This is a genomic window from Sediminimonas sp. (genome assembly GCF_024637375.1).
GTDB lineage: Bacteria > Pseudomonadota > Alphaproteobacteria > Rhodobacterales > Rhodobacteraceae > Sediminimonas.
In genome coordinates this window covers 1-25504 of record NZ_JAGXFK010000056.1, presented here as the reverse complement: position 1 = coordinate 25504, position 25504 = coordinate 1, and the positions used below count along the sequence as shown (strand labels likewise).

Genomic DNA, 25504 nt, shown 5'->3' with positions numbered 1-25504 from the left:
GTGTCGAACTGGGCGGAACTCACGGGCGTCTCTCCGATTGCTGCGCGCGGCGTCTCCGGGGCTCCGGTGCCGCGCGCCCCGGCACGGGGCCTTGCTGCCGGCCGCACCGTTCACGGTTCGGCAACGCAGGTTACCTGAAGATTACCGCGATTTGTTCGAAATTGCGTGCAAAATGTTTACGACTGGTTAACCCGGCGCGCCCGGTTCGGTGCGGCCTGTGCCCCGGTGTTGCGCGCACCTGGGCGTGCGGTGCGTCTTGCCCTTGGGGGCGCAAATGGCTTAGGGCTTCTCAAAGCGCGGGACGGGAGAGCCACGTGATCAAGTCGATGACCGGGTTTGCCGCGGCCAGGAACGGCGGCGCCGGAGCCAGCTGGAGCTGGGAGTTGCGCAGCGTCAACGCCAAGGGGTTGGACCTGCGCATACGCGTCCCCGACTGGATCGAGGGGCTGGAGGCGAAGTTGCGTGCCCGGCTGACCGGCGCGCTGTCGCGCGGCAGCGTCACGCTCAACCTGCGGCTGGTCCGCGAAGAGGCGGGCGGCGAACTGGCGCTCAACCATGCGGCGCTGGCGGCGGTACTGGATGCCATGGCCGAGGTCGAAGCCCGGGCAACAAGCCGCGGCCTGTCGCTGGCCCCGGCCACCGCGGCCGACATCGTGGCGCAGCGCGGTGTGTTGGAAGCACGCAGCGCCGACACCGACACCGCCGCGCTGCTCGGCACGCTGATGGCCGATTTCGAGCCGCTTTTCGCCGCGTTCCTGCACATGCGCGCCGAAGAGGGGCGTGCCCTGCACGGGGTGCTGTCGCGGCAGCTCGACACGATCGCCGCGCTGGTGGACGAAGCGACCGCCGCCGCGCAAGTCCGCAGCGGCGAACAGCGCGAAGCGATGGCCGCCGCGCTGGCGCGCGTCATCGACAACACCGAGGCCGCCGACGAGGCCCGCGTCGCGCAGGAACTGGCGCTGATCGCGGTCAAGTCGGACATCACAGAGGAACTGGACCGCCTGCGCGCCCATGTCGACGCGGCGCGCGCGCTGCTCGACGCCGACGCGGCGGTGGGCCGCAAGCTCGATTTCCTGTGCCAGGAATTCAACCGCGAGGCCAACACCCTGTGCGCCAAGGCGCAGTCAAGCGCGCTGACGCGCATCGGGCTGGAACTGAAGACGGTCGTCGACCAGGTGCGCGAACAGGTCCAGAACGTGGAATAGGTGGCAATCGCGGTGCCGCCGGGGGTTTCCCCCGTCGCCATTGCCACTTGAACCAGCGGCGCGCCGATGACGACCCCGTGACGGGTACTTGGGGCAAGATGAAGACAGGAAACAGCAGATGAGCGACCGCCGCGGCCTTTTGATCATTCTCAGCTCGCCCTCGGGGGCGGGCAAGTCGACGCTGACCCACCGCCTGCTGGAGTGGGACCCGACGCTGTCGTTTTCGGTCTCGGCGACGACGCGTACCCCGCGCGCCGGCGAGGTCGACGGCGAGGATTACCTGTTTCTGACCGAGGCCGCGTTCCAGCGCGACGTCGCCAACGGCGACATGCTGGAGCACGCGCATGTGTTCGGCAATTTCTACGGCTCGCCGCGCGGGCCCGTGGAGGCGGCGATCAACTCGGGCCGCGATGTGCTGTTCGATATCGACTGGCAGGGCGCCCAGCAAATCCAGAACTCGTCGCTGGGCCAGCACACGCTGTCGATCTTCATCCTGCCGCCGTCGATCACCGAATTGCACCGCCGCCTGGTCAGCCGCGGCAAGGACAGCGAAGACGTGATCGCCAAGCGCATGCGCAAAAGCTGGGACGAGATAAGCCATTGGGCGGAATACGATTATGTTCTGGTCAACGATGATCTTGAGGAGACCGCAAGGCGCCTGAAAACCATCGTCGAGGCGGCGCGCCTCAAGCGGTTGCAACAGCCGGGTCTGAACGCGCATGTCAAGGCCCTGCACCATGAATTCGAGGAGATGCAATGACCTATTATGCACTCGACGGCCATGTGCCACGGATCGACGACGACACCTGGGTGGCGCCCGACGCCAACCTGATCGGCAAGGTGACGCTGGAGGCGGGCGCCTCGGTCTGGTTCGGTTGCACGCTGCGCGGCGACAACGAGCGAATCCGCATCTGCGCGGGGTCCAACGTTCAGGAAAACTGCGTCATGCATACCGACATGGGTTTTCCGCTGACGGTGGGGCCGGGCTGCACCATCGGGCACAAGGCGATGCTGCACGGCTGCACCATCGGTGAAAACAGCCTCGTCGGGATGGGCGCGACGGTGCTCAACGGCGCGGTGATCGGCCGCGATTGCCTTATCGGCGCCGGGGCGCTGGTAACCGAGGGCAAGGAAATTCCCGACGGCAGCCTGGTGATGGGCGCGCCGGGCAAGGTGGTGCGGGCGCTGGATGCGCAGGCCATCGAGATGCTGCGCGCCAGTGCCCTGCATTACCAGGACAACATGCGCCGCTTCCGCGCCGGGTTGTCCGAGGTCTGACACGATCGTGCGGCGCTGACCTGCACGGGCCGGAGCCGGCGATCCGCGGCCAGAGCCGCAACCAGTTCAACGTCATCGACGCGGGCAGTCTCATCTTTGGCGGCCGTCCCGCCCGCCTTTCGCCAGCCCTTGCCGGGGTCGCGGCCCTGTGGCACTGAGTTGCGCGAAAAGGAGACACGCCATGCGCAATTCCCGCCCCTCGCTGATCCGGCCTGCCACGTTTCCCGAAAGCCTTTCCTCGCCGGTGGTCACGCCGCTCAGCCCCTCGGTCGTCTATGCCTCGGACAGCCCCGACGAGCTGGACGCGCAATACGAGGGCCGCGCGCAGGGCTATACCTATGCCCGCGAAGGCCACCCCAATGCCGATGTTCTGGCGGCGCGGCTGGATGCCATGGAAGGCGTGCAGGGCGGCATCGTCACCGGCTCGGGCATGGCGGCGGTGAGCGCGGTGATGATGGGGCTGCTCAAGGCGGGCGATCATGTCGTGGGGGGCGATCAGCTATATGGCCGGTCGCTGCGGCTGATGACGCAAGACCTGCCGCGGCTGGGTATCGCCACCACGCTGGCCGACCCTACCGATGCCGCCAGCCTTGCCGCGGCGATACGCCGCGAAACGCGGATGATTCTTGTCGAGGTGGTGTCGAACCCGACGCTGCGCGTGGCCGACATGGATGGGCTGGCGCGGCTGGCGCGCGAGCGTGGCGTGCTGCTGGTGGTCGATAACACCTTTACCACGCCGCGCGCCTATCGCCCGTTCGAAGCCGGCGCCGACATCGTCATCCATTCGGTCACCAAGCTGCTGGCGGGGCATTCCGACGTGACGCTGGGCTACGCCGTGGCCCGCGATGCGGACCTGCAAAAGGCGATTTACGATTTCGCGGTGACCACCGGGCTGACGCCCAGCCCGTTCGATTGCTGGCTGGCCGAGCGGGGTCTGGCGACCTTCGATCTGCGGTTCGAGCGTGCGCAGCAAAGCGCCGCCGCGCTGGCCGATCACCTGGCCACGCTGCCGGGTGTGGCGCGGGTGCTCTACCCGATGCGCGAGGATCACCCCGATGCCGCCCGCGCCCGCGCGCTGTTGGGCGATCAGGGGTGCAACATGGTCAGTTTCGAACTGGCGGGTGGGCGCGCCGCGGCCAATGCCTTTACCCGCGCGGCGCAGGGGCTGGCCTTTGCGCCGACGCTGGGCGACGTGGGCACCACGCTGTCGCACCCGGCCAGTTCCTCGCACCGCGCCATGGACCCGGCGGCGCGTGCGGCACTGGGCATGTCCGAGGGGTTCTTCCGCGTCTCCGTGGGGCTTGAGGACATCGATGCGCTGCGCGCCGTGTTCACCGAGGCCGTCGCGGCGGCGCAGGCCGCGTGAGCGCGGCGGAAAGGCGGCGCACGCGATGGATGGCGGGTTGAAAGGTCTGATGGCGGCGCTGCCGATGCCGGCACTGTTCATCGGCAATGACGACCGAATCCTGGCGGCAAACGAGGCGGCAACGCGGCTGTTCGCCCGCGTCCCCGAGGGCCGGCTGCTGACCACGGTGGTACGTCAGCCCACGGTGCTGCACGCGGTGGATGGCTGCCGTGCGGATCGCGCGCCGCGCCGCGCCCGTTACCTGACCAATGACGGCGAGCAGGACGTAACCTATGCGGTGTCCTGCGGCTTTGTCGAACTTCACGAGGGGCGCGGCGTTCTGGCCTGTTTCGAGGATGTTACCCAGGTCGAGCAGGTGGGCCAGATGCGGCGCGATTTCGTCGCCAATGTCAGCCACGAGTTGCGCACCCCGCTCACCGCGCTGCTGGGGTTCATCGAAACCCTGCGCGGCCCGGCGCGCGAGGATGCCGCCGCGCGCGAGCGGTTCCTCGGTATCATGGAGAAGGAGGCCGGCCGCATGAACCGGCTGGTACGCGATCTGCTGTCGCTCAGCCAGGTCGAGGCCGAGGAACGCATGCGCCCGGCCCGGCGGCTGAACCTGGTCGAGCTTGCGCAGGGCGCCGCGCGCACCCTGACGCAATTGGCCGAGGACTTGGGGGTGAGCTTGGTCTACGAGATGCCCGCGCAGCCGGTCACGGTGCCCGCCGAGGCCGACCAGTTGAGCCAGGTCGTCACCAACCTGGTCGAGAACGCCATAAAGTATGGTGGCAAGGGCGGCACCGTGACCGTGGCGATCACCGGCCCGGCACAGGACCCGGCGCTGCGCGCCGAGGCGGTGCGCCTGAGCATACGCGATACCGGACCGGGGATCGACCCGCTGCACATTCCGCGCCTGACCGAGCGGTTCTACCGCGTCGACAGCCACCGCTCGCGCGAGATGGGCGGCACCGGGCTGGGCCTTGCGATCGTCAAGCATATCGTCAACCGCCACCGCGGCCGGTTGCTGATCGACAGCGCGCCCGGAGAGGGCAGCGTCTTCACCGTCGTATTGCCCACAGGCTGAACGGGATCGACATCGGAAAAAGACAAGTTGGCGCGGTATTTTGGGGTATCCGGCCGCTGGACATGCGAAAATGAAAAGAGACGGGCGTTATCGCGGAAGCGGATCCTCGTCTTCCGCCTGGGTTGCGAGCCAGTCACGGAAGCGTTGTAGTGCCGGCGCGTGCGTGCGGCTGCGGGGCCAGACAAGGTAGTAGGCGCCCTGCATCTCGACCGCGTCGCCCCAGACCGGCACCAAGCGCCCGGTGGCGAGGTCCTGCTCGGCCAGGTAGTCGGGCAGCAGCGCCGCGCCCAGCCCATGCAGCGCGGCTTGCGTGATGGTCGAAAACTGGTCGAACAGCGTGCCGGCCAGCGCCCCGGAGTCCACCCCGTGCGCGGCCAGCCATTCGGGCCATGCATCGGGGCGTGTCTCGATATGCAGCAGCGGCAGCTTGCGGACATCGCCCGGCGCGTGCAGCGCCACCCCGTCCAGCAGCGCCGGCGCGCAGACCGCAACGACGCTTTCGCGTCGCAGCCGCATCCGGTCTGTTCCCGGCCATTCTCCATGGCCAAAACATATTGCGGCATCAAATGGTTCCGATCCGAAGTTTAACCTTTCCAGACGGGTCGACATGTTGATCGTGATATCCGGGTGCAGGCGGGCAAAATCGGCCAGCCGCGGCACCAGCCAGCGCATCCCGAAGGTGGGCAGTATGGCCAGGTTCACGGTGCCGCCCTCGGGCATGACCTGCAGCCGCAGCGCCGCTTGCGCGATCTGCTGCAGGGCCGCGCGCACCTCGGCGGCATAGCTTACCGCCGCCGGGGTCAGCGCCATGCGCCGCTTGTCGCGGGTGATCAGCGTCGCGCCGAGCTGTGCCTCCAGCGCCTGCAATTGCCGGCTGACCGCGCTTTGGGTCAGGTTCAGTTCCTCGGCGACGGCGGTGGCGCTTTCCAGCCTGTCGAGCGCTTCGAGCGCGCGTAGCGAGGCGATGGAGGGCAGGAAGCGGCGCGGTGCGATCATTTATGCGAAAAACTCATGCATTCATGCGGAACTCTCGTTTCATTCCCTGCATATTTGCTTTTATGCTGCAAGGGATTTCGCAGGAAACTCATGCAATCGACGCAACACGAAAGAGGGCACCGATGACCGATACACTGACCGACGCCAAGCCGACCCTGCGCACCAAGGATGCCCCCGACCTGGGGCGCTTCGACTGGGCCGATCCGCTGCGGCTGGATGACCAACTGGCCGAGGACGAGCGCATGATCCGCGACAGCGCGCACGCTTACGCCCAAGGCAAGCTGCAACCGCGTGTCACGCAGGCCTTCGCCGAGGAACAGACCGACCCAGAGATTTTCCGCGAGATGGGCGAGATGGGGCTTCTGGGCGTCACCACGCCCGAGGAATATGGCGGCCTGGGCGCCGGTTACGTGGCCTACGGGCTGGTCGCGCGCGAGGTCGAGCGGGTCGATTCCGGTTATCGCTCGATGATGTCCGTGCAATCCAGCCTGGTGATTTATCCGATCTACGCCTACGGCTCGGAAGAACAGCGTCGCAAGTACCTGCCAGGGCTGTGCGCGGGCGAGCTGATCGGCTGCTTCGGCCTGACCGAACCCGATGCCGGGTCGGACCCCGCGGGCATGAAGACGCGCGCCGAGAAAACCGACGACGGGTACCGGCTGACCGGGTCCAAGACGTGGATATCGAACAGCCCGCTGGCGGATGTCTTCGTCGTGTGGGCGAAATCCGAGGCCCACGGCGGCAAGATCCGCGGTTTCGTCCTGGAAAAGGGCATGAAGGGGCTGAGCGCGCCCAAGATCGAGGGTAAGATGAGCCTGCGTGCCTCGATCACCGGCGAGATAGTCATGGACGGGGTCGAAGTGGGCGAGGGCGCACTTCTGCCCCATGTCGAGGGGCTCAAGGGGCCGTTCGGCTGTCTCAACCGCGCCCGCTACGGTATCAGCTGGGGCGCCATGGGCGCCGCCGAATTCTGCTGGCACGCGGCGCGGCAATACGGGCTGGACCGCCACCAGTTCAAGCGCCCGCTGGCGCAGACGCAGCTTTTTCAGAAAAAGCTGGCCGACATGCAGACCGAGATCGCGCTGGGCCTTCACGCCAGCCTGCGCGTGGGCCGGCTGATGGACGCAGCCAATGCCGCGCCCGAGATGATCAGCCTCGTCAAGCGCAACAATTGCGGCAAGGCGCTGGATGTTGCGCGGATGGCGCGCGACATGCATGGCGGCAACGGCATCAGCCTTGAATACCAGGTGATCCGCCACCTGGTGAACCTGGAAACGGTCAACACCTACGAGGGTACGCACGACGTGCACGCGCTGATCCTGGGCCGGGCGCAGACGGGCTTGCAGGCGTTCTTCTGATCCTGTCTAACCGGCGCAGGAGGAGCGGGAATGAGCGAACGCAACCTGTGGCAGACGACCTGCGCCGAGGCGGTCGAAGCGCCGGTACTGAGCGGTGAGAGCACCGCCGACCTGGTGGTCGTGGGGGCCGGGTTCACCGGCTGCTCGGCGGCGCTGACGGCGGCTGAGGCGGGCGCGCGCGTGGTTGTGATCGAGGCCGAAACCGTGGGCCACGGCGGGTCGGGGCGCAATGTCGGGCTGGTCAACGCGGGGCTGTGGCTGCCGCCCGATGCGGTCTGCGAGACGCTGGGCGAAGCGGCGGGTGCACGGCTCAACAGCGCGCTGGCGGGCGCCCCCGACATGGTGTTCGACCGGATCGCGGCGCACGGCATCGCCTGCGAGCCGGCGCGCGGCGGCACGCTGCACTGTGCGCATTCGGCCGCCGGGTTCGAGGATCTGCGCGAACGCCACCGCCAGCAGGTCGCGCGTGATGCGCCGGTGCGCCTTATGGACGGGCGCGAGGCGTGCGATTACAGCGGCGTGGCGGGCATTCACGGCGCCCTGCACGACGCGCGCGCCGGCACCATCCAGCCGCTGGCCTATGCCAAGGGGCTGGCCCGCGCCGCGCAGTCGGGGGGGGCGCGGGTGTTCGAGCGCAGCCGCGTCACCGGCCTGCGCCCCGAGGGCACCGGGTGGCGGGTCGAAACCGACGCCGGCGCGGTTCGGGCGCCACGCCTGCTGATGGCGACCAACGCTTATCACCAGCCCTGCGCCGGGGCGCGCCTGCCGTCGCTGACGCCGGTGCATTTCTTTCAGTTGGCCACCGCGCCGCTGGGGCACAACCAGGCGGCGCGCCTGCTGCCGGGGGGCGAGGGGTGCTGGGATACCGGCAAGGTGATGAGCGCCTTTCGCAAGGATGCGGCGGGGCGACTGATCTTTGGAGCGATGGGGCTGCCCGATGCGTTGGGGCTGCATCGGTCCTGGGCACGGCGGGCCTTTGCGCGGCGCTTTCCCGAGCTGGCGGACCAGCCGTTCGAGCATTTCTGGGCGGGCCGCATCGCCATGACCGGTGACCACCTGCCACGGATCATGCGCATGGGGCCGGGCGGCTATGCCGTGTTCGGCTATTCGGGGCGCGGCATCGGACCGGGCACGCTGTTCGGCGATGCGGTGGCGCGGGCGCTGCTGGAGGACGACGAGGCCGGCTTGCCGGTGGCGCCGGTCGATGACCACCGCGAGTGGCTGACATGGGCGCGCGGACCGTTCTTCGAGACCGCCGCACGGCTGGTGCACGCGGTGTCCGCGCGCCTGCTCTGACGCGTACACGCGCCGGCGGGGCTCTGTCGGCTGTGTCAGATTTGGGACGAATTGGCCGATCCACTGCAAGACCGCGCGCCAACCTATTGGTTTGATGCGATTTTCGGGGTGGCATTCACGCATGGCGCGGGAAAATCCACCACGTCGGATGTGCCAAGCCATCCGTGCAGAAACCATGGCCAAGGCTTCCTAGACCTTCATTTCAGCGATGAAGAACGCAAGGGGCTGGTGCGCCATCACGCGACGCGCATCTGGCCGCGGGCGGGCCCTGATCCGTCAGCCCGGCTTGCGCGCGACGAAGTCGATCAGGGCGGAACGGCCGGAATGGCCGCGCCCTTCCTCGATCTCGCGTTCGTAGGCGCGGTTTTCCACGATCTCCCAGCCGGCGAAGTCGCGGGCCAGTTGATCGGTCGTGTACATGTTCTCGGCATGCGGCGGGCCGCCGGTGCCGTGGGCGATCTGTTCAGGCGTGTAGCCGTGCAGCAGCAGCAGGCCGCCGGGCCGGGTGCTGCGCTTCATGCCTTCGAGCAGCGCGCCGCGTGCATCGGGGCCGACGAACTGAATGAAGATGCCGAGCACCGCGTCATATTCCCCGGCCCAGTCATGGGCCAGCACGTCGACCTCGCGGAAATCGACATCGACGCCCGCCTCGCGGGCCAGCGCACGCGCCTTGGCGATCGCCGAAGGCGCGTATTCCAGCGCCGTCACACGCAGCCCGCGCGTGGCGAGGTAGACCGAGTTGCGCCCCTCGCCATCGGCCACACACAGCGCCGTGTCACCCGCCTTCAGCAGGTGATCGTGCGCGGGCAGGAACGCCGCCGGCGCCTTGCCGAACACGTAGTCGGGGGTGTTGAAGCGCGCTTCCCACATCCTGGGGCCCTCTCGGGTGGTGGGGACGCGGGCCACCATGCCCGTGCGGCCCCGTGTCGGGGGCGGCCCCGGTCAGCGAGTGGCCGGGCCGATCACCATGATCATCTGCCGGCCTTCCATCTTCGGGAAGTTCTCGACCTTGCCGACCTCTTTGGTGTCTTCGGCAACACGTTCCAGCAGTTCACGGCCAAGGTTCTGGTGCGCCATCTCGCGACCGCGGAAACGCAGCGTGATCTTGACCTTGTCGCCCGCCTCAAGGAACTTGAACACGTTGCGCATCTTGACCTCGTAGTCGTGCGTGTCCGTGTTGGGCCGGAACTTGACCTCCTTGACCTCGATGACTTTCTGCTTCTTGCGGGCCTCGGATTCGCGCTTTTGCTGTTCGTACTTGAACTTGCCGAAATCCATGATCTTGCACACGGGCGGATTGGCATTCGGGGAGATCTCGACCAGGTCGAGCCCGGCCTCTTCGGCCATTTGCATGGCTTCGGCGGGGGTCACGACCCCTGCATTCTCGCCATCGGCGCCGATCAGGCGGATTTCGGGTGCGCGGATGCGGTCGTTGACGCGGGGGCCGGTGTCGCGCGTGGGCGGCGCGTTATGAGGTCTGCGGGCTATGGCTTTCTTCCTTCGGTTGCTGACAAATTTCAGAACGGCAAACTACCGCCGCCCGGCACGCACTTCAAGGCGCAATTGTGCGGTGCGGGCTGTCGGGGCGGGGCCGGGGTGCGCGGGCGTCTGCGTGGTCGGGGCGTCAGCCGACAAACGCCTTTTCGACAACATATTCGGCCGGCTCCGAATTCGCGCCCTCGCGCAGGCCGTAGCCTTCGAGAATGGCCTTGACGTCCATGTTGAAGTCGAGGCTGCCGCAGACCATGGCGCGGTCGGTTTCCGGCGACATCCCGCGCGCCAGCCCAAGATCGTCGAACGCCTTGCCGGAACTGAGGTTGTCGGTGATGCGCCCCATGCTTGCGCTTTCCTCGCGCGTGGTGGTCGGGTAATAGCGCAGCTTGTCGCCCACGAATTCGCCGATCAGCGGGTCGGCGGGCAGGCTTTCGATCAATTGCCGCCCGTATTCCAGTTCCGCCACCTCGCGGCAGGTGTGCATCATGATGACCTCGTCGTAGTGCTCGTAGGTCTCGGGGTCGCGCATCAGCGAGGCGAAGGGCGCGATCCCGGTGCCGGTGGCCAGCATCCACAGCCGCTTGCCCGGCAACAGCGCGTCCAGCACCAGCGTGCCCACCGGCTTGGGGCGCAAAATGATCTGGTCGCCTTCCTGGATGTGTTGCAGCCGCGAGGTCAGCGGGCCGTCGGCTACCTTGATCGAGTAGAATTCAAGCTCGTCAGCCCAGCTTGGCGAGGCGATCGAGTAGGCCCGCAGCAAGGGCTTGCCGTTGTCGCCCATCAGACCGATCATCACGAATTCGCCCGACCGGAAACGCAGCGATCGGGGCCGCGTCACGCGGAACGAGAACAGCCGATCCGTCCAGTGCTTGACATGGGTGACGGTCTGCGCATCCGGAAGGGTGGGGGCCTTGGGTACGGATTGTTCGGTCAAGGTTTGCTCTCTCGCATTTGTGGGGCGCGCGCGGTCGCGCCGGACCATAAGGGCTTTGCCGGGGCATGGAAAGGCCGATGCGCCGTGCGGTTGCGCGACGGATCGTCATGGCCCGGCCCCGGCGACTGGGTGCTGTGGCGTCGGGTAGAAGTGATCTTGACGCGCCAGGTAATTTGGGAAATTGTTTCTCATAGATGCGAGACGCGTTCAACTGAAAGAAGTATTTTTCGATAATGCGGCCTATCGGGATACAGTTTCCCGTTCGTCAAGATGAGGGCAGTATGACGGTTCGACTCGATGCCACCGACAGGAAGATACTGGCGGAACTGCAACGCGACGCGGGGCAATCGCTTGATGAAATCGCCCGCAAGGTAGGGTCGTCGAAAACGCCGGTCTGGAACCGGATTCGCAAGATGCGCGAGGCCGGCATCGTCGGGCCGCAGACGGTGGTTCTGGATGCCGGAAAGCTGGGTTTCGAGGCTTGCTTTTTCGTGCTGATCCGGACCTCCGAGCACGATGCCGACTGGCAGGCACGGTTTCTGGAGGCGCTGCACAACCGCCCCGAGGTGCAGGAGGCGCACCGCCTGGCCGGCGAGATCGACTACATCCTGAAGGTCAGGGTCGCCAACGCGCGTGCCTACGACGCATTCTACCAGGCGCTGATCGGCGAGGTGAAGGTGCACAACGTCACCGCGTTGCTGTCGATGGAAGAGATCAAGTCGACCACGGCGCTGCCGCTATAGAGGGTGGTGCGGCTATGGCCAGACGCCCCCTTGCCGCCTAATATGCGCCCATGAAACGCCCCGAAACACGCCGCGCCGCGATCCTTGGCCTTTTTCTTGTGGCGGTCACTGCCGTCGCGGGGGTCGTGTGGCGCGTCGGCTACGGCCAGGCCCTGGACCAGTTGGCGCAGCGAGGTCGTGCCGATTTGATGCTGGCGGCCGACCGGCTGACCGGGCAGTTGCAGCTTTATCAGCAGTTGGCGGTGGTGCTGGCCGATCATCCGATGTTGACCGATGGTGGCGCGGAGGCGCGCCGCGCGCTGCTTCTGGAAGCGGCCGACAAGACCGGCGCGCGCGACCTGATGCTGGCCGATGCAAGGGGGCGGGTGACGCAGTCGGCACGCGGCGCGGCGCCGGCCAGCATTGCGGGTACTGCGCATTTTCGCCGCGCCATGCAGGGGGCGCTGGGCCAGTCGCACGGCAGCCCTGGCGCCACCGGGCCGCGCGCCTACTATTATGCCGCGCCGCGCTTCGATGCGCGTGGGCGCGTGGACGGGGCGCTGGTCGTCGTGGCCGATATCGAAGCTGTCGAATCGCAGTGGCGCGGTGCCAGCCCGGCTGTTTTCTTCACCGACGAGAGCGGCGAGGTGTTCATCACCAACCGCTCGGAACTGCTGGATTGGCGCCGCGCGCCCGGGCAGGTCGGGCTGGAGCCACGCAACGGCCCGGTGCCTGCGTTCTCGACGCACCGGGTGGCCGGGCACGAGATCTGGTGGGAAGACTGGAGCCCCTACGTGCCCGCCCGTGCCCTGCACCTGGCGCAGGATCTGCCCCGCCTGGGCCTGCGCGCCGAGGCGCTCATCGACGTCGGCCCGGCGCGCCAACTGGCGCTCTTGCAGGCTGCCGCGGTGGCTGCCGCGTGCCTTGTGTTCGGGGCGATCCTGTTCATGGTGGCGGAACGGCGGCGCACCCTGACACTGGCCAACACCCGGCTCGAAGGGCGCGTGAGCGAACGCACCGCCGAGCTGTCGGCGGCCAACAGCGCCCTGCGCCGCGAGGTGGCCGAGCGCAGCGCCGCCGAGGCCGCCCTGAAGAAGGCGCAGGACGACCTGGTGCAGGCCGGCAAGCTGTCGGCACTGGGACAGATGAGCGCCGGCATCAGCCACGAGTTGAACCAGCCGCTGATGGCGATCCAGCAATATGCCGAGAACGGCGCGTTGCTGCTGGAGCGGGGCAAGACCGCCCCGGCGGCGCAGAACCTTTCGCGCATCGGGTCGATGGCCGCGCGGATGGCGCGTATCATCCGCAACCTTCGCGCCTTCGCCCGGCAGGAAAGCGAACCGGTCGCCCGCGTCGATCTGGGCCGGATCGTCGATAGCGCGCTGGAGCTGAGCGCGGCGCGGATCGGCGCCGGCGAGGTGCAGGTGGACTGGCACCGCCCCGAGACACCCGTCCCGGTGCTGGGCGGCGAGGTGCGCCTCGCCCAGGTGGTGGTCAACCTGGTCGGCAACGCCACCGACGCGATGGAAGGGCAGGCGGTGCGGCGCCTCGACATCGCCATCCGCCGCGCCGGTGACACGGTCGAGCTGGAGGTGCGCGACACCGGTCCCGGTATCGAGGCGCCCGAAAAGATGTTCGATCCGTTCTACACAACCAAGGTGGTGGGCGATTCCGAAGGGATGGGCCTGGGGCTGTCGATCTCCTACGGGCTGGTGCAAAGCTTCGGTGGCGTGATCCGCGGCCGCAACCACGCGGATGGCGGCGCGGTGATGGTGGTCGAACTCGTCGCCGCAGACGACGACGGCCTCCGCACGGGCGGGGAGGCAGCGTGATGATCCGCAAGGTGCTGGTCGTCGACGACGATGCCGCGGTGCGCGAGGCGCTGGCGCAAACGCTGGAACTGGCCGATCTGTCACCGGTCGAGGCGGGGTCGTTCGTTGTCGCGCGCGACCATATTGCCGCCGATTTTCCCGGTGTGATCCTGTCGGATATCCGCATGCCGGGGCGCGACGGGTTTCACCTGCTCGACCATGCAACCGGCGTCGATCCGGATCTGCCGGTGATCCTGCTGACCGGCGAGGGCGACATCCCGATGGCCGTCAGCGCCATGAGCAAGGGCGCCTTCGGGTTCCTGGAAAAGCCCTGCGCGCCGGCAACGCTGATCGCCGAGGTCGAGCGCGCCCTCAACACCCGCCGCCTGGTGCTGGAAAACCGCCGTCTCAAGGCGCAATTGCACGCCGGCGATGCGGCGGCACGGCTGATCTTCGGGCATTCGGCGCAGGCCGAGACGCTGCGCGACCGGGCGCGGCTGGCGGCGCAGGCGGGCACCGACGTGCTGGTCACCGGCGAGCCGGGCACCGGCATCTCGAAGGTGGCCGAGGTGGTGCACCTGCTTTCGCCGCAGGCCAAGGGCCCGTTCGTCAAGCGTGCCGCCGCAGGTTTGAGCGCCGGCGCCGTTGCGACGGCGCTTGACGAGGCGGGCGGCGGCAGCCTGTTCCTGGACGAAGTCGTTCAGCTTGGCGCCGATGCGCAGCTTGCCCTGCTCGACGGGCTGGAGAACGGGGCGCCGGCGCGGCTGCTGGCCGGCAGCACCGCGCGGCTGCGCCCGGCGCCGCCGCCTGAGGGACTGAACCCCGATTTGCATTACCGGCTCGAAGTGATGCAGGTGCGCATTCCCGCCCTGCACGACCGCCCCGAGGATATCCCCGTTCTGTTCCGTCATTACGTGGCCCAGGCCAGCGAACAGGCCGGGCTGACCCCGCCCGAAATCACCGCCGAGGTGATCGCCGAGCTGATGGCGCGCGACTGGCCCGGCAACGCGCGCGCCCTGATGAGCGCCGCGATGCGCTTTGCGCTGGGGCTGGGGGGCACGATGGCCCCGGGCCTGGTCGAGGGCGACCAGCCGGGTCTGGCCGAGCAGATGGCGCGCGTGGAACGCTCGCTACTGGTCGCGGCGCTGCAACGCGAAAAAGGGCGCGCCGGGCGCGCGGCGCAGGCGCTGAGGCTGCCGCGCAAGACCTTTTACGACAAGCTGGCGCGCTACGGCCTGCGCGCCGAGGACTTCCGCTGAGGGCGGATCTTGGCGATATTGTGCGAAAATCCGCACGAGATGCGATTCGTTTGTGTGAAATTTCGCACAATGCTGCGCCGCAACACGACCATGATGCTGGGGAGACGTCGTTTAGGGCGCTGAAATTCCATCAAATTCTTCCGTTCCGGCCAGTGCGATTCACTTTTTCTTGAGCAAACGCGCGCCATGCGGAATCATTGCTTCGCCGTGTCCTGGGAGGGGCACACTCAACCGTCTCGAACCATGGGAGGAGACACCGATGAAATATCTTGCAACAGCCGCTACCGCACTGGCGCTGACCGTAACCGCACAGGCCGCGACGGCGGCCTGCGACGACGGCGAAATCGTCATCAAGTTCAGCCACGTCACCAACACCGACAAGCACCCCAAGGGCATCGCCGCGACGCTTCTGGAAAAGCGCGTCAACGAAGAGATGGACGGCAAGGCGTGCATGGAAGTGTACCCCAACTCGACGCTCTACAACGACAACCAGGTGCTTGAGGCGATGCTGCAGGGCGACGTGCAGATGGCCGCGCCGTCGCTGTCGAAATTCGAGCAGTTCACCAAGAAGTTCCGCCTTTTCGATCTGCCGTTCATGTTCAAGAACATCAACGCGGTGGACGAATTCCAGAACTCGGAAACCGGGCAGGCGATGAAGGAATCGATGACCCGCCGCGGGCTGCTGGGGCTGGCCTTCTGGCACAACGGGATGAAGCAGATGTCGGCCAATGTGCCGCTGGTCGAGCCGTCGGATGCCGAGGGGCTGAAGTTCCGCGTGCAGAACTCCGAGGTGCTCAAGGCGCAGATGGCGGCGCTGGGCGGCAGCCCGCAGCCGATGGCCTTTTCCGAGGTCTACGGCGCGTTGCAGACCGGCGTCGTGGACGGGCAGGAAAACACCTGGTCCAACATCTACGGCAAGAAGTTCTTCGAGGTGCAGGACGGTGTGACCGAAACCAACCACGGTATCATCGACTATCTGCTGGTGACCTCGACGGAGTGGTGGGACAGCCTGCCCGACGACGTGCGCACGCAACTGGCCACCATCATCGACGAGGTGACCGAGACCCGCAACACCGAGGCCTACGAGGTGAACCAGGAGGCCAAGCAGGCGATCATCGACGCCGGCGGCACCGTGCGCAGCCTGACGCCCGAACAACGCGCCAGCTGGGTCAAGGTGATGAAACCCGTCTGGGAGCAGTTCAAGGACGATGTCGGCGAGGAAAACATCGCTGAGGCCCAGGCGATCAACGCCAAGCACTGATCGTCTGACAGCTCGGTTGCCCGGCCCGATGCGCACCTGACATCGGGCCGGGCGGTTTTCGACCCACCCCCGGCCGGGAGGCGCGCATGTCTGCATCGAACGATTACCGCGGCACGGCCCTGGGGCGCGCCGTCGATGAATTCGAACGCAGCGCCATAGCGGTGATCCTGGGCGCGATGACGCTGATCACCTTCACCAACGTGGTGCTGCGCTATGGCTTCAACACCGGCCTGATCTGGGGGCTGGAGGCGACCTCGTTCCTTTTTGCCTGGCTGGTGCTGTTCGGCGCCAGCCACGCCGTCAAGATCACCGCCAACCTTGGCGTGGATGCGCTGATCAGCTATTTCTCGCCGCAGTTGCGCCGTTTGATCGGGCTGCTGGCGGTGGCCTTGTGCCTGTTCTACGCGGCCTTTCTGCTCAAGGGCGCGTGGGATTACTGGGCCAATTTCGCCAACCTGCCGCAGACCACCGGGCGCTGGTTTCCCACCGGGTTCGAGGACATGGGGCGCACCTCTTACCGCGCGTGGTACGAGGTGATCGACATCCCCTTCCCCGAATGGCTGCGCTGGATCGAGCCGTTGATGAATGAGGGCGAGCGTTATGAGAAAATGCCGCGCTTCATCCCCTATGCCATCCTTCCGGTGGGCGTCGCGCTGCTGCTGTTTCGCTTCGTGCAGGCCGCGCTGCGGATCTGGCGCGGGCAAGCCAGCGAGCTGATCGTCAGCCACGAGGCCGAGGATGCGGTCGCGGACTCCGGCCACCTGAACGAAAAGGACTGAGCCATGGATGTCGCCGCGCTTTTCGCGATGGTGGTGGGGATGATGCTGATCGGGGTGCCGATCGCGGTCAGCCTCGGGCTGTCATCCATCGTCTTCCTGCTGGTGCTTGGCGATACCTCGCTGGCCTCTATCGCGCAGGCCTTTTTCCAGGCGATGGCAGGGCATTACACGCTGCTGGCGATCCCGTTTTTCATCCTGGCGTCAAGCTTCATGTCCACCGGCGGGGTGGCGCGGCGGATCATCCGCTTTTCCATCGCGGTGGTGGGGCATTTCCACGGCGGGCTGGCGATCGCGGGGGTGTTTGCCTGCATGATGTTCGCCGCGCTGTCGGGATCGAGCCCGGCGACCGTGGTCGCCATCGGCTCGATCGTCATCGCCGGCATGCGGCAGGTCGGCTACAGCCGCGACTTCGCCGCCGGGGTGATCGCCAACGCCGGCACGCTGGGTATTCTCATCCCGCCGTCCATCGTGATGGTCGTCTATGCGGCGGCCACCGACGTGTCGGTGGGGCGCATGTTCCTGGCCGGGGTCATTCCCGGGCTGCTGGCGGGCACCATGCTGATGAGCGCGATCTACATCATCGCGCGGGTGCGCGACCTGCCCAAGGGCGACTGGTTGGGCTGGGGCGAGGTGTTCGCCAGCGCCCGCGATGCCGCCTGGGGACTGTTCCTGATCGTGATCATCCTCGGCGGCATCTATGGCGGCATCTTTACCCCCACCGAGGCGGCGGCGGTCGCGGCGGTCTACGCCTTTTTCATCGCCTGCTTCGTCTACCGCGACATGGGGCCGCTCTACGGGGGCGAAGAGGGGCGCAACCTGACCCTGATCGACAAGCCGCTGGCGCTGATCACGGCGTTCTTCCACCGCGACACGCGCGACACGCTTTACGAGGCGGGCAAGCTGACCATCACGCTGATGTTCATCATCGCCAATGCACTCATCCTCAAGCACGTCCTGACCGACGAGCAGATCCCGCAACAGATCGCCAGCGCGATGCTGGCAGCGGGTTTCGGCGCGGTGATGTTTCTGGTGATCGTCAACGTCATCCTGCTGATCGGCGGGCAGTTCATGGAGCCCTCGGGCCTGATCGTCATCGTCGCGCCGCTGGTCTTTCCGATCGCGATGGAACTGGGCATCGACCCGATTCACCTTGGCATCATCATGGTCGTGAACATGGAAATCGGCATGATCACGCCGCCGGTGGGGCTCAACCTGTTCGTGACCTCGGGCGTGGCGGGGATGCCGATGATGCGCGTGGTGCGCGCGGCGCTGCCGTTCCTGGCGGTGCTGTTCGTGTTCCTGATCCTGGTGACGTATATCCCTGCGATCTCGATCTGGTTGCCGACCACATTCATGGGGCCGGAGATCGTGACCAACTGATGTCGTGGGCGGGCCGACCGGGTGCTGCGCCGGCCTGCGGCGCACCTTGGACGGTGCCGTTCAGGATGACGTCAACGCCGCGATGATGGGCGAGAAATCGCTTTCCTTCAGGCTTGCGCCGCCGACCAGGGCGCCGTCCACATTCGGCACTCCGAAAATTTCGGCGGCGTTGGCGGGCTTGACCGACCCGCCATAGAGCAGCGGCACGTCCGCGGCAGTCGCGCCGCCATATCGGGCCTTGATCTGCTTGCGCAGGAAGTCGTGGACCTCGCCGATCTGGTCGAGCGACGGGGTGCGTCCGGTGCCGATGGCCCAGACGGGTTCGTAGGCCACCACCAGCCCCGCCGGCATCGTATCGAAGTCGGCAAGCGCGCCGTCAAGCTGCGTGCCGATGCGTTCCAGCGTCTTGCCCGCATCGCGTTCGGCCAGCGACTCGCCCACGCACAGGATCGGTCGCAGCCCCGCGTCGCAGGCCGCCCGCAGCTTGGCGCCGACCAGCGCGTCGTCTTCGCCGTGATCGGTGCGCCGTTCGGAATGGCCCAGGATGACCACCTGTGCCCCGGCATCGGCCAGTTGCGCCGCGGCGATGTCGCCGGTATGGGCGCCCGCCGGCTGTGCGTGGCAGTCCTGCGCACCGATGCGCAGCGCCTGGCCCGCGGCGCGCGCCGTGGCCTCGGCGATCAGCGTTGCGGGCAGGCACAGCATGATTTCAACGGCGGGCGCGGGATGGGCGGCTGTCAGCGCGTCGATCTGGTCAAGATCGGCGCGGGTGCCGTTCATCTTCCAGTTTCCGGCGGCGATCCTGGCTGGCATGCGCGATATCCCCCTCTTTGGCCCGGCTCGGTCAACCCCGGCTCATGCCATACAACCGGCCACGGCCCAAGCGATTTGTGCCACTGGGGCAGGGCCGACCGTCGCGCGGCGAGCGGGATTACTCGCCGTGCTGTTCGGCGGCAAGGTCGTCGATATCCTTGAACTTGATTGATTCACCGCAACCGCAGGCATCGGCCACGTTGGGGTTGTTGAACTTGAACCCCGATTCCAGCAACGACACCTCGTAGTCAATCTGGGTGCCGAACAGGAACATTTGCGCCATCGGCGCGATCATCACCCGCGCGCCGTCCTGTTCGACGACCTCGTCGTGGGGGTCGACGTCCGAGGCATAGTCCATGGTGTATTCCATGCCCGCGCACCCGCCTTTCTTGACGCCGATGCGCAGGCCCTTGTGGCCGTCTCTTTCCATCAGCCTGGAAATCTGGCGGGCGGCGGCGGGCGTCATGGTGACGGCCTGTTTTCCGGGTAGTCCGAACATCGCTGTCGATCCTGTCTGTTGTGTTCCGGCGCGGCGTTGCCCGGGTTTTCGGTGCCGCGCGTGGTGTCGCGTCGCGCACATGATAGCGACAGGGGGCAGGGCGGGTCAAAGCGCGCGGGCCGGACCCGCGCATGCCCCGTCACATGAAGCCCAGCTCCAGCCGCGCCTCGTCGCTCATCATGTCCATGCCCCAGGGGGGCTCCCATGTCAGTTCCACGTCAACCTGCTTGACCCCTTCCAGCGGCTCAATCGCGTCGGCGACCCAGCCGGGCATTTCACCGGCCACGGGACACCCCGGCGCGGTCAGCGTCATGATGATGTGAACCTCGTTCTCGTCGTTGATCTCGATGGTGTAGATCAGACCAAGGTCAAAGATGTTCACCGGGATTTCCGGGTCGTAGACGCTGCGGCAGGCATCGACGATCTTCTCATGCAACGGATGACCGGTGCTCGATGGCTTGATCAGCGGCGCACCTTCCAGGGGCTCTGCATTCTGGTTCATTTCGGCTCGGCCCTCCATCCGTCATATTACCTGAGCAAGGATATAAGGATTACGCCGCGCCGCGTCCAGTGGCGCCAGTGCAATGGGTGGCCAAATCGCGGCTGCCGCCCCTTGGCAAGACGGCGAAACTGTCGGATAGGGGGCGCAGTTTGAAAGGACGGCCCATGCCTGCGCGTTTCGACTTTCACCTCAAGGCGACCGATGGCGCGGCGCGCACGGGGGTGATCGACACCCCGCGCGGGCCGATCCGCACGCCGGCCTTCATGCCCGTGGGCACCGCCGGGTCGGTCAAGGGGATGCTGCCCGAGAACGTCGCCGCGACCGGGGCCGACATCGTCCTTGGCAACACCTATCACCTGATGCTGCGCCCCGGGGCCGAGCGGGTGGCGCGGCTGGGGGGCTTGCACCGCTTCATGAACTGGTCCGGCCCGATCCTGACGGATTCGGGCGGCTTCCAGGTGATGAGCCTGGCGGGGCTGCGCAAACTTTCGGAAGTGGGTGTGCGCTTCAAGTCGCATATCGACGGGGCGGTGCACACGCTCTCCCCCGAGAGCAGCATGGAAATCCAGGCGCAACTGGGCAGCGACATAGTGATGTGTTTCGACGAGTGCCCGGCGCTGCCCGCCACGCCCGAGCGCCTGGCCGAGAGCATGCGGCTGAGCATGCGCTGGGCGCGGCGCTCGAAAGACGCGTTCGGCGACCGCCCCGGCCACGCCCTGTTCGGCATCCAGCAGGGCGGCGACGATCTTGACCTGCGGGCCGAGAGCGCCGATGCGCTTCGCGAGATCGGCTTCGATGGCTACGCGGTGGGCGGGCTTGCCGTGGGCGAGGGGCAGAAGGCGATGTTCGATGTGCTCGATCACGCCCCCGGAATGCTGCCCCGCGACAAGCCGCGCTACCTGATGGGGGTGGGCCGGCCCGACGACATCGTCGGCGCCGTGGCGCGCGGCATCGACATGATGGATTGCGTGCTGCCCACCCGCTCGGGCCGGACCGGGCAGGCGTGGACGCGCCGCGGCGTCGTCAACATCAAGAACGCCCGCCACCGCGACGACCCGCGCCCGCTGGACGACGCCTGCACCTGCCCGGCCTGCCGGGGCTATAGCCGCGCCTACCTGCACCATGTCTACCGCTCGGGCGAGATGATCAGCGGCATGCTGCTGACATGGCACAACCTGCACTATTTCCAGGAGCTGATGGCCCAAATGCGCGCCGCGATCGCCCAAGGGCGGTTCGCGGCGTTCCAGGCAGAGTTCGCGGCGCAGTTCCTGCTGGGCGATATCGATCCGCTGTGAACCCGAGCGCCGCGCGGGGGCGTGGGATGCGCAACCGAGACTGTGGATAATCGTTTTTACACAAGGGGTTGCCTGATACGTTTGGCTGATGGAAATCTTCCGCGCACGGGCTTGCGCCCCGCCGCGCCGTTCGTCGTGCCGGTTGCGGCCGCGCCCCGAAGGCGCTTGAATTCTCGACCCGATCACCCCAGATTAAAGTCAACAGGAAACGGGCATGGCTGCCGATGAGCGGGGCCGATCCGTTTTGCCAACCAAATGCAAGGACCGAGTATGCAAGAGCCGTTGAACGCATCCTACCCCGTATTGCCGCTGCGCGACATCGTGGTGTTTCCGCACATGATCGTGCCGCTTTTCGTGGGGCGCGACAAGTCTGTGCGCGCGCTGGAAGAGGTGATGGGCGACGACAAGCAGATCCTGCTGGCCAGCCAGATCGACCCCAGCGTGGACGACCCCGACAGCGAAGGGATCTACCGTGCCGGAGTGCTGGCCAACGTGTTGCAGCTGCTGAAACTGCCCGATGGCACCGTCAAGGTGCTGGTCGAGGGCGTGGCCCGCGTGAGCATCACCGACTACCTCGACAACGACGAATTCTTCGAGGCGCGCGCCGAATACATGACCGAAACCCCGGGCGACGAGGCCGCCGTCAAGGCGCTGCTGCGCTCGGTCGCGGCCGAGTTCGAACGCTATGCCAAGGTGCGCAAGAACGTCCCCGAAGAGGCGGTTGTCGCCGTGTCGGAGGCCGACGAGGCCGCGCGCCTGGCTGACCTGGTCGCCGGGCATCTGGGCGTCGAGGTGGAGCAGAAGCAGGAATTGCTGGAAACGCTTTCGGTCAGCGAGCGGCTGGAAAAGGTCTATGGCCTGATGCAGGGCGAGATGAGCGTTCTGCAGGTCGAGAAGAAGATCAAGACCCGGGTCAAGTCCCAGATGGAGCGCACCCAGCGCGAATATTACCTGAATGAGCAGATGAAGGCCATTCAGAAGGAACTGGGCGATGGCGAGGACGGCGAAGGCGAACTGGCCGAGCTGGAAGAGAAGATCGCCGAGACCAAGCTGAGCAAGGAGGCCCGCGAAAAGGCCGAAGCCGAGCTGAAGAAGCTCAAGAACATGAGCCCGATGTCGGCCGAGGCGACGGTGGTGCGCAACTACCTCGACTGGATGCTGTCCATTCCATGGGGCACCAAGAGCCGCGTGAAAAAGGATCTGTCGCGCGCCGAGCGTATCCTCGACGAGGATCACTACGGCCTGAAAAAGGTCAAGGAACGGATCGTCGAATACCTTGCCGTGCAGCAGCGCAGCAAGAAGCTGAAAGGCCCGATCATGTGCCTCGTCGGCCCGCCGGGCGTGGGCAAGACGTCTCTGGGCGCGTCTGTGGCGCGTGCCACCGGGCGCGAGTTCATCCGCATCAGCCTGGGCGGCGTGCGCGACGAATCCGAAATCCGCGGCCACCGGCGTACCTATATCGGCTCGATGCCGGGCAAGATCATCCAGGCGCTGAAAAAGGCCAAGACGACCAATCCACTGATCCTGCTCGATGAAATCGACAAGATGGGTCAGGATTTTCGCGGTGATCCGGCCAGTGCCATGCTCGAGGTTCTCGACCCCGAACAGAACAGCACCTTCACTGATCACTACCTCGAGGTCGAATACGACCTCAGCAACGTGATGTTCCTGACCACGGCCAACAGCTATAACATGCCCGATCCGCTCAGGGACCGGATGGAGGTCATCCCGCTGGCGGGCTACACCGAGGACGAAAAGCGTGAAATCGCGCGGCGCCACCTGCTGCCCAAACAAATCAAGAGCCACGGCCTGAAAAAGGCCGAGTTCGAGCTGACCGATGACGCGCTGACCGACATCATCCGCCACTACACGCGCGAGGCCGGCGTGCGAAACCTTGAGCGCGAGATCGCCAAGGTGGCGCGCAAGGCGGTGACGCAGATCGTGCGCAAACAGGCCGAAACGGTGTCGGTGACGCCCGACAACCTTGCCGATTTCCTTGGTGTGCGGAAGTTCAAGTACGGGCTGGCCGAGGAAGAAGACCAGGTCGGCGTGGTCACCGGGCTGGCCTATACCAGCGCCGGGGGCGAGTTGTTGAACATCGAGGCGCTGCGCCTGCCGGGCAAGGGCCGGATGAAGACCACCGGCACCCTGGGCGACGTGATGAAGGAATCGATCGACGCGGCGTCGAGCTATGTACGCTCGGTGGCGCCCGAGATCGGCATCAAGCCGCCCCGGTTCCAGAAATGGGACATCCACGTTCACGTTCCCGAGGGCGCCACGCCCAAGGACGGGCCGAGCGCGGGGCTGGCAATGGTTACCTCGATCGTGTCGGTACTGACCGGCATCCCGGTGCGCAAGGACACGGCGATGACCGGCGAGGTGACGTTGCGCGGCAACGCGCTGCCCATCGGCGGGCTCAAGGAAAAGCTGCTGGCGGCGCTCAGGGGCGGGATCACCCGCGTGCTGATCCCGCAGGAGAACGAGAAAGACCTCGCCGAGATCCCCGACAACGTGAAGCAGGGGCTGGAGATCATCCCCGTCAAACACGTCCGCGAGGTGCTCGATCATGCGCTGACCCGGCAGCCCGAACCCGTGGAATGGGACGAGGAGGCCGAAGAGGCCGCCGCCGCCGCCGCGATCAGGGAAGGCACCGGCGCGCAGGCCACTGCGCACTGAGGCCCGGGATGGGTGAACGCAGAAAGGGCGGCACGGAATGTGCCGCCCTTCATCATCTGTGATGACATCTTTTCGGCAGCCCTGATCGCGGAGCCGCAGCCAAGAGCGCGGCCGCCGGGACTGCAACGATCACGGCCACCCGGCCGACCGGCAGTTCGCCCCCACCCTCGTTGCGCCCGTCAAGGGTTGCTACCGGTTGCCCCGATATGGTGATATGATGCCAACGAAACAGAAACAATGCAGGCAGCGTCATCATGGCAAGAGCGAGCACCACGAAATCTACCGCACGGTCCACGAGTACGGCCCGTACAAGTGCGGCGAAGGCAGCCAGCGGCAGCACCACGCGCAGCGCGGCGGCGAAGTCGGCGGCCGCGGCGGCGCCGGCGCCGCAGGTCGTGAGCGAGGCCACGCCCAAGGTGGCGGCCTCGGACATGAAGAAGAAGGAGCTGATCGATTCGGTCGTCGCGCGCTCGGGCGTCAAGAAAAAGGATGCCAAGCCGGTGATCGAGGCGATGCTCGCGGTTCTGGGCGAACAGGTCGCGGCGGGGCGCGAACTCAACCTCATGCCGTTCGGCAAATTGCGCATAAATCGCGTCAAGCAGATGAGCAACGGCCGCGTGATGGTGTGCAAGCTGCGCCAGAGCACGGCGGTGGTGAACGCCGCGCCCAAGCTGGCCCCGGCCGACGAGGAACCCGGCGCATAAAGGCGGCATTGCCCCCTTGCGCAGCCGCGGCGAGGCGGCTAAATAGCGCCGCGACGGGTGATTAGCTCAGTGGTAGAGCGCTTCGTTCACATCGAAGATGTCAGAAGTTCGAATCTTCTATCACCCACCATTTTTCCGCAAGAACACGCCCCTGCCGTGCGGGCTTTTCGATTCCGCTCAGGTCAGGCGCAGAAGGTATTTTTGCATGCCTTCGACCACCAGGACACTGTCTTGGTTGTGGATCGTGACCGCCAGCGTCATCACGCCGGTGGTACTGCCGGGGCTCAGATCGGTGATTTCAAAGGCGGTGTACAGGGTATCCCCGCAATAGACGGGCGCCAGGAAGCGGCTGGATTGTTCGAGGAACCCGATCAGCGCCTCGCCCATCTGGTGGGCCAGCGGGGTGGCGCCGATGGCGGCCTGGCACAGGGTCATGTAGCCGTGGGCATAGAGATCGCGATGCCCCAGCCGCGCCAGGTAGGCCCGGTCATAGTGAATGGGGTGGTTGTCGCCGCTGGTGGTCTGGAACGCGGCGAAAATGCCCTCGGTCATGGTGCGGGAGGGGGCAAGGAAACGCTCGCCCACGGTGAAATCCGAAAACCGCCGGGCTGGGTGCATCTGGTGGGTTTGCGGGCTGAACGGCATGGGCGGGCGGTCTTTCCTGCGTGACGGGGATTCTGCGTCGGTATCCTGACGGGGGCGGGTGCCGCCGTCAACAAGGGGAACCTAACGCGCCTTTTTGCGCTCATGCCCTCTTGCACGCCCCCCCGCGCATTGGCTAAGGCATGCCGCGAGGGTGATTAGCTCAGTTGG

The 25504-nt window shown here is 66.5% G+C and carries 25 protein-coding genes and 1 tRNA gene; 17 read left to right on the top strand and 9 right to left on the bottom strand.

Annotated features, from left to right (window positions below; genetic code table 11):
• The first annotated feature begins 314 nt into the window (after nt 1–314).
• The 5 genes from Q0L89_RS09225 to Q0L89_RS09205 all read left to right on the top strand — a co-directional run bounded on the left by Q0L89_RS09225 (nt 315) and on the right by Q0L89_RS09205 (nt 4912).
• Nucleotides 315–1205, top strand: a complete 891-nt coding sequence (locus Q0L89_RS09225) for a YicC/YloC family endoribonuclease (RefSeq protein WP_296764154.1) — start codon at nt 315–317, stop codon at nt 1203–1205.
• Between the two features lie 118 nt (nt 1206–1323).
• Nucleotides 1324–1965 (top strand): guanylate kinase, encoded by a 642-nt coding sequence (gmk, locus tag Q0L89_RS09220; protein WP_296764152.1) that lies wholly within the window; start codon nt 1324–1326, stop codon nt 1963–1965.
• Nucleotides 1962–2483 carry a gamma carbonic anhydrase family protein gene (locus Q0L89_RS09215; RefSeq protein ID WP_296764149.1) on the top strand — a complete coding sequence of 174 codons (522 nt, stop codon included), beginning with the start codon at nt 1962–1964 and terminating at the stop codon, nt 2481–2483. The genes gmk and Q0L89_RS09215 overlap by 4 nt, the downstream gene beginning before the upstream one ends.
• A 181-nt stretch (nt 2484–2664) precedes the next feature.
• A complete protein-coding gene (locus tag Q0L89_RS09210) occupies nt 2665–3849 on the top strand; it encodes an aminotransferase class I/II-fold pyridoxal phosphate-dependent enzyme (RefSeq protein ID WP_296764147.1) in 1185 nt (394 codons plus the stop codon).
• 25 nt (nt 3850–3874) lie between these two features.
• Nucleotides 3875–4912, top strand: coding sequence for an ATP-binding protein (locus Q0L89_RS09205; protein ID WP_296764145.1), 1038 nt, complete (start codon nt 3875–3877; stop codon nt 4910–4912).
• An 87-nt stretch (nt 4913–4999) separates the two neighbouring features.
• On the opposite strand, the gene Q0L89_RS09200 is transcribed toward Q0L89_RS09205, so the two are convergent.
• Nucleotides 5000–5908 (bottom strand): LysR family transcriptional regulator, encoded by a 909-nt coding sequence (locus Q0L89_RS09200; protein ID WP_296764143.1) that lies wholly within the window; start codon nt 5906–5908, stop codon nt 5000–5002.
• A 134-nt stretch (nt 5909–6042) separates the two neighbouring features.
• Between Q0L89_RS09200 and Q0L89_RS09195 the strand changes: the two genes are divergently transcribed.
• Nucleotides 6043–7266, top strand: a complete 1224-nt coding sequence (locus Q0L89_RS09195) for an acyl-CoA dehydrogenase (RefSeq protein ID WP_296764160.1) — start codon at nt 6043–6045, stop codon at nt 7264–7266.
• A 30-nt stretch (nt 7267–7296) separates the two neighbouring features.
• Nucleotides 7297–8562 (top strand): FAD-binding oxidoreductase, encoded by a 1266-nt coding sequence (locus Q0L89_RS09190; protein ID WP_296764140.1) that lies wholly within the window; start codon nt 7297–7299, stop codon nt 8560–8562.
• A gap of 276 nt (nt 8563–8838) precedes the next feature.
• Here Q0L89_RS09190 and Q0L89_RS09185 read toward each other — a convergent pair whose 3' ends face one another.
• From Q0L89_RS09185 to Q0L89_RS09175, 3 genes are all read right to left on the bottom strand, one after another.
• Complete coding sequence (locus Q0L89_RS09185) at nt 8839–9432, bottom strand: cyclopropane-fatty-acyl-phospholipid synthase family protein (RefSeq protein WP_296764138.1); 594 nt, start codon at nt 9430–9432, stop codon at nt 8839–8841.
• Nucleotides 9433–9504: 72 nt separating this feature from the next.
• Nucleotides 9505–10050, bottom strand: coding sequence for a translation initiation factor IF-3 (gene infC, locus Q0L89_RS09180; RefSeq protein ID WP_296764157.1), 546 nt, complete (start codon nt 10048–10050; stop codon nt 9505–9507).
• A gap of 136 nt (nt 10051–10186) precedes the next feature.
• A complete protein-coding gene (locus Q0L89_RS09175; RefSeq protein ID WP_296764135.1) occupies nt 10187–11038 on the bottom strand; it encodes a ferredoxin--NADP reductase in 852 nt (283 codons plus the stop codon).
• 233 nt (nt 11039–11271) lie between these two features.
• Between Q0L89_RS09175 and Q0L89_RS09170 the strand changes: the two genes are divergently transcribed.
• The 6 genes from Q0L89_RS09170 (at nt 11272) to Q0L89_RS09145 (ending at nt 18202) form a co-directional block, all read left to right on the top strand.
• Complete coding sequence (locus Q0L89_RS09170) at nt 11272–11733, top strand: Lrp/AsnC family transcriptional regulator (RefSeq protein ID WP_296764134.1); 462 nt, start codon at nt 11272–11274, stop codon at nt 11731–11733.
• Nucleotides 11734–11783: 50 nt separating this feature from the next.
• Entirely contained in the window at nt 11784–13544 is a 1761-nt protein-coding gene (locus Q0L89_RS09165; protein ID WP_296764131.1) for an ATP-binding protein, read from the top strand.
• Complete coding sequence (locus tag Q0L89_RS09160; protein WP_296764129.1) at nt 13544–14782, top strand: sigma-54 dependent transcriptional regulator; 1239 nt, start codon at nt 13544–13546, stop codon at nt 14780–14782. Before Q0L89_RS09165 ends, Q0L89_RS09160 begins: the two co-directional genes overlap by 1 nt.
• A gap of 259 nt (nt 14783–15041) precedes the next feature.
• Entirely contained in the window at nt 15042–16043 is a 1002-nt protein-coding gene (locus Q0L89_RS09155; protein WP_296764126.1) for a TRAP transporter substrate-binding protein, read from the top strand.
• Nucleotides 16044–16129: 86 nt separating this feature from the next.
• The gene (locus Q0L89_RS09150) at nt 16130–16822 is read left to right on the top strand and encodes a TRAP transporter small permease (RefSeq protein ID WP_296764123.1); all 693 of its coding nucleotides are present in this window, start codon (nt 16130–16132) and stop codon (nt 16820–16822) included.
• A gap of 3 nt (nt 16823–16825) precedes the next feature.
• A complete protein-coding gene (locus tag Q0L89_RS09145) occupies nt 16826–18202 on the top strand; it encodes a TRAP transporter large permease (RefSeq protein ID WP_296764121.1) in 1377 nt (458 codons plus the stop codon).
• Between the two features lie 60 nt (nt 18203–18262).
• Here Q0L89_RS09145 and tpiA read toward each other — a convergent pair whose 3' ends face one another.
• From tpiA to Q0L89_RS09130, 3 genes are all read right to left on the bottom strand, one after another.
• Nucleotides 18263–19015, bottom strand: coding sequence for a triose-phosphate isomerase (gene tpiA, locus Q0L89_RS09140; protein ID WP_296764118.1), 753 nt, complete (start codon nt 19013–19015; stop codon nt 18263–18265).
• 118 nt (nt 19016–19133) lie between these two features.
• The gene (locus Q0L89_RS09135; RefSeq protein ID WP_296764116.1) at nt 19134–19514 is read right to left on the bottom strand and encodes an iron-sulfur cluster assembly accessory protein; all 381 of its coding nucleotides are present in this window, start codon (nt 19512–19514) and stop codon (nt 19134–19136) included.
• Nucleotides 19515–19653: 139 nt separating this feature from the next.
• Nucleotides 19654–20016, bottom strand: a complete 363-nt coding sequence (locus tag Q0L89_RS09130; RefSeq protein WP_296764113.1) for an SUF system Fe-S cluster assembly protein — start codon at nt 20014–20016, stop codon at nt 19654–19656.
• A 164-nt stretch (nt 20017–20180) separates the two neighbouring features.
• Here Q0L89_RS09130 and tgt point away from each other — a divergent pair, with 164 nt between their 5' ends.
• Nucleotides 20181–21311, top strand: a complete 1131-nt coding sequence (gene tgt / locus Q0L89_RS09125) for a tRNA guanosine(34) transglycosylase Tgt (protein WP_296764110.1) — start codon at nt 20181–20183, stop codon at nt 21309–21311.
• Nucleotides 21312–21581: 270 nt separating this feature from the next.
• The gene (gene lon, locus Q0L89_RS09120) at nt 21582–23987 is read left to right on the top strand and encodes an endopeptidase La (protein WP_296764107.1); all 2406 of its coding nucleotides are present in this window, start codon (nt 21582–21584) and stop codon (nt 23985–23987) included.
• 52 nt (nt 23988–24039) lie between these two features.
• Here lon and Q0L89_RS09115 read toward each other — a convergent pair whose 3' ends face one another.
• Nucleotides 24040–24420, bottom strand: a complete 381-nt coding sequence (locus Q0L89_RS09115) for a hypothetical protein (RefSeq protein ID WP_296764104.1) — start codon at nt 24418–24420, stop codon at nt 24040–24042.
• Here Q0L89_RS09115 and Q0L89_RS09110 point away from each other — a divergent pair.
• On the top strand, nt 24419–24691 hold the full coding sequence (locus tag Q0L89_RS09110) for an HU family DNA-binding protein (protein WP_296764101.1): 273 nt from the start codon (nt 24419–24421) through the stop codon (nt 24689–24691). The genes Q0L89_RS09115 and Q0L89_RS09110 overlap by 2 nt on opposite strands.
• 55 nt (nt 24692–24746) lie before the next feature.
• Nucleotides 24747–24821: transfer RNA gene (locus Q0L89_RS09105), tRNA-Val, on the top strand.
• Nucleotides 24822–24868: 47 nt separating this feature from the next.
• On the opposite strand, the gene Q0L89_RS09100 is transcribed toward Q0L89_RS09105, so the two are convergent.
• Nucleotides 24869–25336: a MaoC family dehydratase gene (locus Q0L89_RS09100; protein WP_296764099.1), complete on the bottom strand. Its 468-nt coding sequence runs from the start codon at nt 25334–25336 to the stop codon at nt 24869–24871.
• Nucleotides 25337–25504: the final 168 nt, after the last annotated feature.